This window comes from Caballeronia sp. GAWG1-1 (assembly GCF_023631465.1).
GTDB lineage: Bacteria > Pseudomonadota > Gammaproteobacteria > Burkholderiales > Burkholderiaceae > Caballeronia.
On record NZ_JALQDB010000088.1, the window covers coordinates 1 to 2,439 of the forward strand.

Annotated in this window: 1 protein-coding gene and 1 pseudogene; one reads left to right on the forward strand and one right to left on the reverse strand. The window is 55.4% G+C overall.

From position 1 onward, the window contains the following. Positions 1–813: 813 nt before the first annotated feature. The gene (locus tag NCT03_RS33530) at positions 814–1,098 is read right to left on the reverse strand and encodes a hypothetical protein (protein WP_250470263.1); all 285 of its coding nucleotides are present in this window, start codon (positions 1,096–1,098) and stop codon (positions 814–816) included. A gap of 166 nt (positions 1,099–1,264) precedes the next feature. Between NCT03_RS33530 and NCT03_RS33535 the strand changes: the two are divergent. After that, a pseudogene (locus tag NCT03_RS33535) lies at positions 1,265–2,362 on the forward strand (IS3 family transposase); the annotation flags it as partial. Positions 2,363–2,439 lie beyond the last annotated feature (77 nt).

Here is a 2,439-nt window from a genome sequence, read left to right on the forward strand (position 1 = left end):
CTGGCGACTGAATCCAACCATAGCCTGACGTATGTCGCATGGCAATGCGCAAGGGACGCCGTCTAATGCGCGCTTACACTTGAACCACCCGGCCTTTCGTATCCGGGACGCCGCGCCCAGAATTACGCGAGACTCGTCGGTGTAGCCCGCAATCATCCCCTCGAATTGAATGTTCGCAAGATTCGACTTGCCTTCCGAACGTCTTGATGTGAGCATCTACTTTCCCATCTTCCGTAAGTTCGAGCGCACGCGTGATAAGAGCTGTCACCGCCGCGTCCGGCAGGCTCGTGAAGAGTTTCGTCCTCAAGCGCTTTCGCATTGCGCAACGCGACGTAATAGCCACCAAGGGCTCCGAATTCCTGGACGAGGTTTGCAGAAGCGGGCTTGTCGCTGTCTTGCAAAATCGCTACTCGGTATCCGAGCGCTTGGAACGCCTTCGCGGGCCAGAAGCATTCATCCGGTTCGCCACCATGGCTGTCGATGTAAGCGACGCTGGCTGATTGGAGCGAGCCGCTACCATTGCTGACCCAGAAGTAATCCAGTCCACGAATCAGGCCTATCTCGCTAGCTCCTTCGCACACGATGACAGTGCGCGCAAGAAATGCCTCCGGATATGACCGAATAGCACCTTGAATGTCATTGCCGACGCCGACCAGCCGCGCGTGATGCACACCACCCTCGTTGCGAAGAACGAAGAGTTGACTCCGACAGCTCTCTAAGCGCCACCGGAGAATGCGTCGTGATGAACGCCTGCAGTGGCGGGACTTTCTCTTTGGACCCGAGTGAGTTCAAAAAGCGCGTTAGCCTGTGAGGTTAAAGGCCATATTCAATTTCATCAACCAGCACCACGCTCGCTAACGCTGAGGCCGCTCGATGAAGCCCTGCAATCAGAAGCAGGCTTGAGCCGGTGCCAAGATTGCGCAAGGGGATGCCCGCCTCATTGTGCAGCGAGATGACGCCATCGCCGAATGAGACAGCGTGAGCATCGAGAAGGGCTGTAGCCGAAGTGCCAATTGGCACGCCCAGACTCTTTGCCGTATCCGTCACAGTTTTGAGGGTGTTCGCGAGTTGTGGCTCGGCGCGTGCGCCGAAGCCCATGCGAGCATCGCGCGCAGCCTTCACCAGCTCTGCACCAACGTCAGCGCGCTCATCCGTAAGCGCGCAGAATTGGACGTTTGGAACTCTTTGATCTGAGCGTGCAGGCTATGTCCACTGTTTTCGATGAACTGACCCCCGAAGGTTGCACCTATCTTTGGGGAATGTCTTGGGAAAATATACAGAACAAGCGAAGCTCGCTGCAGTTAAGGATTATTGCGCTGGCCATCACGGGCTCAAGGTCGTCGCGCGACGTCATGGCATCAACGTAGAATCGCTGCGTAGATGGGCAGCGCTTTACCGCGTACATGGCGCTGAAGGTGTGCAGGAGAAGCGTAGAGCGACCTATAGCTTAGAATTCAAGCTATCGGTTTTGCAACGTATGCGAGATGACGAATTGTCCTACCGCCAAGTTGCAGCCCTCTTTGATATCCGAAATTTCAACATCATTGGCAACTGGGAACACGCATACGACGAAGGCGGCAACCGGCTTGTCGCCGTACGCCTCCGTGCGCCGCCCAAGAATGAAAAAGCCGTCAACTAAAAAGCCTCAGCCGAAGTCATATGATGGCAGCTCCCCTAGCCGCAAAGAGTTGCTGGCAGAACTGGATCATCTTCGAATGGAGAACGCATACCTAAAAAAACTCGACGCCTTAGTTCAAGCGAAGAAGCAAGAAGCGCAGCAGTAAAAGCGCGAATCGTGCTTGAACTAAGGCAACAATATCCACTCGCTGGCTTGCTCAAGGTGGCAGGCCTGGCACGGAGTACCTTCTATTATCAGAAGAAGGCGCTCGGGATTGCCGACAAGTATGCAAGCCTGAAGGTCCGGATTCGCTCGATCTTTGACGAGCATAAGGGGCGGTATGGCTATCGCCGCATCACTGCCGTGATACGGCAAGAAGGCACCAAGATCAACCACAAGACAATTCAGCGCCTGATGGGTGAACTTCGGCTGAAGTCGTACGTCCGGTTGAAAAAGTACCGTGCATTCAGAGGCGAGGTGGGCCTTGCGGCACCGAACATTCTTGACCGGCGATTCGATGCGAAGCGTCCGAACGACAAATGGGTAACTGACGTCACCGAGTTCAATGTCGGTGGCGAGAAGCTCTATCTCTCGCCCGTTCTCGACCTGTACAACGCCGAGGTTATCGCTTTCGAGATAGCCCGACGACCTCTGTTCGACATGGTTGGGACCATGCTCAAGAGAGCGTTCGCGCGCCTCGGACCGAACGACAGACCCATACTCCACTCGGATCAAGGCTGGCAAGGCGGATTCAACCGGTCGTCGCAACACTGGATTGTTGAACAGATTTTAGGTATTCGTCCAGAGCTTCTGCAGGCGTC

What these genes read in the sequence shown, in the direction of transcription:
- NCT03_RS33530 (WP_250470263.1), bottom strand. Translation starts at nt 1,098, where the DNA reads ATGGGCTTCGGCGCACGCGCCGAGCCACAACTCGCGAACACCCTCAAA.